Origin of the sequence: Azospirillum isscasi (genome assembly GCF_030849505.1) — a bacterium.
Taxonomy (GTDB): Bacteria; Pseudomonadota; Alphaproteobacteria; order Azospirillales; family Azospirillaceae; genus Azospirillum; species Azospirillum isscasi.
In genome coordinates this window covers 1-8,512 of sequence record NZ_JAUJFI010000205.1, presented here as the reverse complement: position 1 = coordinate 8,512, position 8,512 = coordinate 1, and the positions used below count along the sequence as shown (strand labels likewise).

General features: G+C 70.9%; 6 protein-coding genes. All 6 read left to right on the top strand.

Going from position 1 to position 8,512, the window contains the following annotated elements; translation table 11 throughout:
• On the top strand, positions 1–1,056 hold a 1,056-nt coding region (locus tag QSG27_RS25825; RefSeq protein WP_306711248.1), incomplete at its 5' end, for an ANL family adenylate-forming protein.
• The gene (locus tag QSG27_RS25820; RefSeq protein ID WP_306711247.1) at positions 1,053–1,784 is read left to right on the top strand and encodes an SDR family NAD(P)-dependent oxidoreductase; all 732 of its coding nucleotides are present in this window, start codon (positions 1,053–1,055) and stop codon (positions 1,782–1,784) included. The genes QSG27_RS25825 and QSG27_RS25820, both read left to right, overlap by 4 nt.
• 16 nt (positions 1,785–1,800) lie before the next feature.
• On the top strand, positions 1,801–2,913 hold the full coding sequence (locus QSG27_RS25815; RefSeq protein ID WP_306711246.1) for a 3-oxoacyl-ACP synthase III family protein: 1,113 nt from the start codon (positions 1,801–1,803) through the stop codon (positions 2,911–2,913).
• 143 nt (positions 2,914–3,056) lie between these two features.
• On the top strand, positions 3,057–4,922 hold the full coding sequence (locus QSG27_RS25810) for a flagellin N-terminal helical domain-containing protein (RefSeq protein ID WP_306711245.1): 1,866 nt from the start codon (positions 3,057–3,059) through the stop codon (positions 4,920–4,922).
• A gap of 132 nt (positions 4,923–5,054) precedes the next feature.
• A complete protein-coding gene (locus tag QSG27_RS25805; RefSeq protein WP_306711244.1) occupies positions 5,055–5,480 on the top strand; it encodes a flagellar biosynthesis repressor FlbT in 426 nt (141 codons plus the stop codon).
• A partial coding sequence (locus tag QSG27_RS25800; protein ID WP_306711243.1) for a tetratricopeptide repeat protein occupies positions 5,477–8,512 on the top strand: 3,036 nt, incomplete at its 3' end. The genes QSG27_RS25805 and QSG27_RS25800, both read left to right, overlap by 4 nt.

Genomic DNA, 8,512 nt, shown 5'->3' with positions numbered 1-8,512 from the left:
GTGCTGCCGCCGCAGGGGGTGCCGGCGCTGGTGGCGGCCCTGGTCGCCGCCGAGCGGGCCGGGGTGGAGCTGTTGCTGTCGCGCCGCGGCACCGCCCCGGTGGCGGCAGACCCGGAACCGGGTTTCGCGGTGCTTCTGGAAACCTCCGGCACCACGGGAACGCCGAAGCTGGTGCGTCACGACTTCCAACGGCTGCGCGGGCGGCTGCGCGGCGGCGGCGACCCGGACGCGCGCTGGCTGCTGGCCTATGAACCGGCGGCCTTCGCCGGGCTTCAGGTGATCCTGACGGCGCTGGCGGCGGGGGCGACCCTGGTGTCCGCGCCCGATGCCGGGGCGGCGGAGCTGGCGCGCCTCGCCCTGCGGCACGGGGTGACCCACATCAGCGCGACGCCCAGCTTCTGGCGCGCCTTCCTGCTCGCCCTCGACGGGGAGGCGCCGCCGCTGATGGCCGTCACGCTGGGCGGGGAGGTGGCGGACCAGCCGCTGCTCGACCGGCTGGCGGAGCGGTTCCCGAACGCCCGGCGGCGGCACATCTACGCCTCGACGGAGGCCGGAGCCCTGTTCGCGGTGGGCGACGGGCAGGCCGGCTTTCCCGCCGCCTGGCTGTGCGACGGCATCGACGGGGTGGGGCTGCGCCTGCGCGACGGCGTGCTGGAGGTGAACAGCCCCCGCGCCATGCTCGGCCATGACGGCGGCTGGCTGTCCACCGGCGACGTGGTGGAGGTGCGCGGCGACCGCGCGCTGTTCGCCGGGCGGCTGGACGGGCGGGTGAACGTCGGCGGGGTCAAGGTCTCCCCGGAGGCGGTGGAGCAGGTGCTGCTCGACGTGCCGGGGGTGCAGGACGCGCTGGTCCAGGCGGCGGCGAATCCGGTCACCGGCCACATCCTGACCGCCCTGGTGGTCCCGGCGCCGGGGGTGGGGGAGGCCGAATTGCGCGCCGCGATCCGCGCCGCCGTGGCGGAACTGCCACCCGCCGCGCGGCCCCGTCTGGTGACCATGACCGACCGCATCGCCCTGGGGGCGGCGGGCAAGAAGACGCGGAAGGGAACGGCATGAGCGGCAAACGGCACGTCATCGTCACCGGCGGCAGCCGCGGGCTGGGGCTGGGGATCGTCGAGGCGCTGCTGGCCGACGGCCACCGCGTCTCCACCTGCAGCCGCAATCCGGGCGAGGCGCTGGAACGGCTGGCCGGACCGGACCTGTTCTGGCGGCCCTGCCGCATCGGTGACGGGGAGGCGGTCCGGGCCTTCGTGGACGCCGCGCTGGAGTGGGGCGGGGCGTCGCCGCTGTGGGGGCTGGTGAACAACGCCGGAATCGCCCGTGAAGGGGTGCTGGCCACCTTTCCCGAGATCGACGTGGAGGAGGTCGTCCAGGTCAACCTGACCGGCGCCATCCAGGTCGCCCGCGCCTTCCTGCGCGCCAAGCTGGTGAAGCGGGGGCCGGGGCGGATCGTCAACATCTCCTCGATCATCGGGCAGCGCGGCTACACCGGGCTGTCCGCCTATTCGGCGTCGAAGGCCGGGCTGGACGGGCTGACCCGCGCGCTGGCCCGCGAGGTCGGGCGGCTCCAGGTCACCGTGAATTCGGTGGCGCCCGGCTATCTCGCCACCGAGATGTCCGGCACCCTGGCCGAGGGGCAGCGCGACCAGATCGTGCGGCGCACGCCGCTGGGCCGGCTGGGCGAGGTGGCCGACGTGGTGCCGGTGGTCCGTTTCCTGCTGGGCGACGGGGCCGGGTTCGTGACCGGCCAGACCATCGTCGTGGACGGCGGCATCACCGGCTGACGGAAGGAGACGCCCCATGGTGGCCAGCGTGATCGAGGGCGTCGGCCTCTCCGGCCTCGTCGCCTGTGTGCCGGAACGGCGCGAGACGGTGGAGGATCTGGCTGCCCGCTTCGGCGAGGACGCCGCCCGCCGGATCGCCAAGGCCACCGGCATCGAGGCGCGCCACCTCGTGCCTTCCCATCAATGCACCTCCGACCTGGGAGAGGCGGCGGCGCGGCGCCTGCTCGACCGGCTGGGCTGGGCGGCGGACAGCGTCGATCTGCTGGTCATGGTCACGCAGACCCACGACCACGTCCTGCCGGCGTCGGGCTATCTGCTCCACCGCCGGCTGGGGCTGGGCAAGGGGGCGGCGGTGCTGGACCTGACGCTCGGCTGCTCCGGCTACGTCCACGGGTTGTGGACCGCGTCGGCGATGCTGAAGGCCGCGGGCGGCAGGCGCGCCCTGCTGATCGCCGGGGACACCACGTCGCGCGTGCTCGATCCCGAGGACCGCGCGGTGGCGCCGCTGTTCGGGGACGCCGCCACGGCCACGGCGCTGGTGGCGGAGGAGGGGGCGGCCCCGATGAGTTTCGTGCTGGGAAGCGACGGCGCCGGCGCCCCCTATCTCGCCGTGCCGGGCGGCGGCCTGCGGCATCCCGGCGAGCCGGCGCACCTGTTCATGGACGGCACCCAGGTGTTCGCCTTCACCCTGCGCGAGGTGCCGGGCAACATCCGCGCCGCGCTGGAACGCGCCGGCTGGACCATGGAAACCGTGGACCGTCTCGTCCTGCATCAGGCCAACGCCCAGATGATCCGGCATCTGGCCCAGAAGCTCGGCGCCACCCCCGGCCAGACGGTGATCGGGCTTGCGGGATACGGCAACACCAGCTCCGCCTCCATTCCCCTGGCGCTGGCCTCCGAACTGGGGACGGCGCTGTGCGCCGCGCCGCTGCGCCTGCTGCTCTCGGGCTTCGGGGTCGGCTGGTCCTGGGGAAGCGTGGCGCTGACCGCCGGCCCGCTCGCGGTCTGCGAGGTGATGACGCTCGCTGCAAGCCCGGCAGAATCTGCCGGGTCGGATGCGCAACCGGCAAAGGGTGCCGGGCGCCCGGCAATTTCTGCCGACTACCCGGCAAAAATTGCCGGGTCCTGATTTGCCCGGAGGCAGGAATTGCCTCGCCCGGGCGGCAATTTCGATCTGGCCCGTTTTTTGCCTACCTGCAGCCCGAGGGAATTAGTCCCTCTCCGTGTGTGCAACGCCGCACGGACTGACATCCTCCAAAAGGAGTGACTTCCATGGCTGCCAGCGACATCTCCCTCTCTTCGTCGATGCGTACGAACCTGCTCCAGTTGCAGGGCGTCCAGGACTCGATCGCGAAGAAGCAGAACATCCTTGCCACCGGCAACAAGATCAACACGGCCCTCGACGGCCCGACCTCGTTCTTCGCGGCGAAGGGTCTGACCCAGCGTGCGGGCGACCTGACCGCGCTGAAGGACACGATGGGTCAGGCCATCAGCACCATCAAGGCCGCCGACAAGGGCTTGACCTCGATCGACGACATGATCGAGCAGGCTCGCGGTCTGACCACCGCCGCCTATTCCGCTCTGGGCACCGACGCCGGCTCCGTCGCCACGCGCAAGTCGCTGGCCTCGCAGTTCAACGCGCTGAAGGAACAGATCGACAAGCTGGCCGGCGACTCCGCCTACGGTGGCAAAAACCTGCTGGCCGGCAACGGCCTGCGCATGGACTCCACCAGCGCGTCGCGTCAGGCCGTCAATACCATCCAGGGCATCGAGAACGCCCGCGTCACCAACGTGGTGTCGGCCGACACCTACACGGTGCGCGTCAAGGGCGACGGCTCGATCGAGGGTGCGGCCGGCGACATCAACAGCGCCGAAATGGCCCACGGCCTGGTCGGCCTGAAGCTGTCCGGCACGATGGCCACGTCGGCGGGCAGCTTCTCCGACGTGCAGATCGAGGTCCGCGGCGCGGCTGGCCGCGAGCGGTCCTTCATCGTCACGGACGGCAACGAGTCGCGCACGGTCACCTACTTCGACAACAGCCAGTCCATCGCGGCCAACACCACGAAGGCGGCAACCTCGGGCAACGCGCAGGTCACCAAGGTGACGCTGGGCGGCACGGTCGAAGCCGGCGACAGCTTCACCATCACGGTGGAAGACCAGACCTTCACCTACACCGCCACCGCCGGCGACGTGGCGGTCGGCCAGGACGCCCACACCAACATCGCCAAGCGGCTCCAGGCGTCGATCTCCAGCGCCCTGGGCACCAACGGCCGCCTCAGCGGCAAGGACGTCCAGACGGTGTCGGTCAGCTCGACCGGCACGATCACCCTGTCCGGCGCGACGGCGACCAACGCCGCCCGCGAGATGACCGTCAAGGCGACCTCCGAGAACGCGCTGACCAAGCGCATCTCCGAAAGCTTCGCGTCGGGCACCATCGTGTCCTTCACGGTGGACCGCAAGCTTCTGGAGCAGGCGGCGAACGGCGGCAACGGTGTTTCCACCATCGAGAAGAAGGTGGACATCCAGATCTCGGTCAGCAACCTGAGCGGCGCCACGGTGACCCGCGACGGCACGTCCAACCGCGGTGAAGGCAAGCTGTCGAACGGCGAGAACGCCTTCGCGTTCGACACCGGCACGGTGCGCTTCAACGTCGATCAGAAGTCGATCAAGCAGGCGGCCTCGGCCAACTCCGCGGCCAACCTCGTGTCGGTGCAGGTGACCGACGCCAACACCTCGAACGATCTGACGGTGCAGCTCAACGAGCGCAACACCAACGCGATCACGGTGAAGGCCCAGAACCTGACCACCAGCGGCCAGGGCCTGCGGATGGACTACGCGCAGAACGACTGGACCGACCGCGCCGACATCGACAAGGCGGTTGCCAGCATCGACTACGCCAAGCAGACGCTGCGGTCGTCGTCGCAGACGCTGTCCACCAACCTGAACGTCATCACGACCCGCGAAAACTTCACCAAGGAGTTCAGCGACGTCCTGACGGAAGGTGCGAGCAAGCTGACGCTGGCCGACCAGAACGAGGAAGGCGCCAACCTGCTGATGCTGCAGACCCGTCAGCAGCTCGGCACCATCGCCCTCTCGCTGGCCAACCAGTCGCAGCAGTCGATCCTGCGTCTGTTCTAAGCCTGAGACTTCGGGTAGGATCACGCCCGGCGGGCGGCGGCGCAAGCCGCCGCCCGTTTCATTTGGTGCTGCGCCCTCCGGATTGCGCTTCCCGCTTCCGCGCGTTGCCGAGACAAGAACCGGGTCCGTTTCATGCCTCTGAAGTTCGTTCTCCGCCCCAACGAAAAGGTCATCATCAACGGTGCAGTCATCGGGGCTGGTGATCGTCCCGGTTCGTTCTTTCTTTACAACACGGCCAACTTCCTTCGCGGTCGTGAGGTGTTGAAGGAAGAGCAGATCGACTGCATCGAAAAGAAACTCTACTTCGTCATCCAGCTCGTCTATATCTTCCCGGAAGATGCGGTGCTCAACCTGCAGCGCTTCGCTTCGATCCTGGCCGAGACGCGCGAGGCCCGCCCGGACTGCCGTGACGACCTCGATGAGATCGAACGGCTGGTGGAGGCGCGCAATTACTACCGTGCATTGAAAATCTGCCGGAAAATGTTCAAGGGCGGCTCCGACGCCTCACCCAACGCCGAAGGCGCGGCGGACAGCCCGGCGACCGACCCGGCGCCGTGATCGGAACGGAAGCCCAGGATTGCGGCGGGCAATCCACGGACGCGCTTCTGGCCGACGCCATCGCCCTTCACCGGGCGGGGAATCTGGACGAGGCGCGGCATGTCTACCGGCGCATCCTGGCCGCCGACCCCGTCCACGCCGATGCCCGCCACCTTTACGGCATCGCCGCCTATCAGGCCGGTCATGAGGCGCTGGCGAGGCTGTGCTTCCGGGTGACGGTGGCCGCCGATCCGTCCTTCGCCCCGGCCTACAACAGCCTGGGCAACCTTCTGGCCGACCGGAACCATTCCGACGAGGCGGCCTGCGCCTACCGCCGCGCCATCGCCCTTCAGGACGGCTACGCGGAAGCGCTCGGCAACCTCGGTCTCCTTCTTCAGACGCAGGAGCGGATCGACGAGGCCATCGCGGCCTATGCCGAGGCGCTGCGCTTCGATCCCGGACGCACCGCGGCGTGTTTCAATCTGGCCGTCCTGTATCGGCGCCGTGGCCGTCTGGACGAGGCCGCCCTGTGCTTCTACCGGGTGGTGCAGGCACAGCCGGCCCATGCCGAGGCGTGGCGCAGCCTGGCGCTCGTGCTGCGCGCGTTGAACCATTCCGATGCGGAAATGTGCCTGCGCCGGGCGCTGTCCGACGACCCGACGGATCGCGAAGTGGCGCGGGAACTGGGTGCGCTTCTGAACGAGCGGGGCGCTTTCGGTGAGGCCGCGGCGGTGCTGGCCCCGGCGGCGGACGCCGGACCGGGGCGGGACGCGCGGCTTCTGTTCCATCTGGGCAGCGCGCTGCAAGGAGATGGACGGCTTGAGGCGGCGGTTCCCCACTACCGGCAGGCGCTGTCCCAGGACCCGCTGGTGGCGGGAGCCTGGAACAATCTGGGTGTCGCTCTGCTCGATCTGGGCGACCATGCCGCCGCCGTGGCCGCGCTGAGGACATGCATCGCGCTGCGCCCCGCCGATGCGGTGGCCTTCAGCAATCTCGGCACCGGCCATGACGGGCTGGACCGGCCGGAGGAGGCCGCGCGCGTCTTCCAGCGCGCGCTCCTCATACAGCCGGATTACGGCAAGGCGCTGAACAACCTCGGCAACTCCCGCCGGGCCGCCCGCCGGGTGGAGGCCGCCGCCGCGCTGTACCGCCGGGCGCTGGTCGCCCAGCCCGATTATCCAGACAGCTACACCAACCTCGGCAACGTTCTTCAGGATCGGGACGACTGGCCGGGAGCGCTGCACCTGCACGGGCGCGCGGTGCGTCTGGCGCCGCGCAGCCCGACGGCGCTCACCGCCATGGGCCTCGCCCTTCATCTCCTCGGGCGGACCGGCGAGGCGGAGGCCGCGCATCGCCGCGCGCTGTCCATCGACGGGCGCCATGCGGAAGCCTATGCCAATCTCGGCATGCTGCAATGGCAGTCGGCGCGCGTGGACGAGGCGGAGGACACCTTGCGCCGCGCCCTGGACATCGACCCGTCGCTGGCGGCGGCACGGCTGAACTTCGCCCTGGTCAGCCTCGCCAAGGGCAATCTCCGGGAGGGGTGGGACGCCTACCGGGACCGGTTCCGCGCCAAGGATCGTCCGGAGCGCACCATCGCGGTGCCGCTCTGGCAGGACGGCGCAGCGCCCGTCCGCCGGCTTCTGGTCTGGCGGGAGCAGGGGGTGGGGGACGAGCTGATGTTCGCTTCCTGCTATCCCGCCCTGGCGGAGCGCGTGGCGGAGGGGCGGGTCGGCCGGGTGATCCTGGAATGCGACCACCGGCTGGCCAGCCTGTTCGCCCGCTCCTTCCCCTGGGCCACCGTCCGGGCGGAAACCGCCACCCCCGACGGGACGGAGACGCTGGTTCCCCCGGACTGTGACGCCCAGATCGCCGCGGGTGCCCTCCCGCGCCTTCTGCGTCCGGATGTGGCGAGCTTTCCGGCCCGGCCCTGGCTGGTCCCCGATCCCGCCCGCCTGGACCGCTGGCGGGAGCGGCTGGCGGCTTTGGGGCCGGGGCTGAAGGTCGGCATCGCGTGGCGCAGCCAGTTGATGACGACCGAACGCCGGAGCGCCTACATCACGCTGGACGCCTTCGCGCCGCTGTTCGCGCTTCCGGGGATGGTCTTCGTCAACCTCCAATACGGCGACTGCGCGGCGGAGATCGCGGCGGCGGAGGAACGGTTCGGGGTGACCGTCCACCGCTGGGACGACCTGAACCTGAAGGACGACTTTGAAGGCGCGGCGGCGCTGACCGCCTCGCTCGACCTCGTAATTACCCCGGCCATGTCGGCGGGCGAACTGGCCGGCGCCCTGGGCGTGCCGGTCTGGCGCATCGGCACCCGCGACTGGACGCAGCTCGGCACCGGCGTCCGCCCCTGGTTCCCGACGATGCGCCTGTTCCAGCCACGGCCCGGCGAGACGCTGGACGGCGTCATGGTGCGCATCGCCCTGGCCTTGCGCCGGTCGGCAGCGGAGGCCGTGCCGCCACCCCGTCCGCCCGTCGACGCGGCGGCGCTGGTGGCCGACGCCATCGCCCGCTACCGCGCCGGTGCGCCGGGCGAGGCGGAGGAACTCTGCCGGACGGCGCTGGACGCCGTGCCGGATCACCCCGTGGCCCTGCATCTTCTGGGCGTTCTGCGGCTTCGCCGGGGCGATGCCGAAGAGGCGGCGGCGGTCCTGGCCCGCGCGGCGAAGGCCGATCCCGGCAACGCCGCCGCCCACGCCGCCCTGGCCGATGCCTGTCAGGCGACGGGCCGGCAGGATGCCGCCCTGGCGGCGCAGCGCAACGCCGTCCTGCTCTGCCCCGATGGGGCGGAGCACTGGCTGAACCGCACCGCCCTCCTGCGGGCGCGGGGCGACCGCGGCAATGCGGAAGCCTGCGTACGGCGCGCCCTGCGGGTTCGCCCGTCGCTCGGCGTTGCGCACACCCATCTGGGGCATCTGCTCGCCGACCGCGAGGAGCGGGCGGGGGCGGAGCGGAGCCACCGGCGGGCGCTCGCCCTGGCGCCGTCGGGGGTGGAGGCGCTGGTCAATCTCGGCGCGCTCTGCCTGACGGGCGACCGGCCGGCGGAG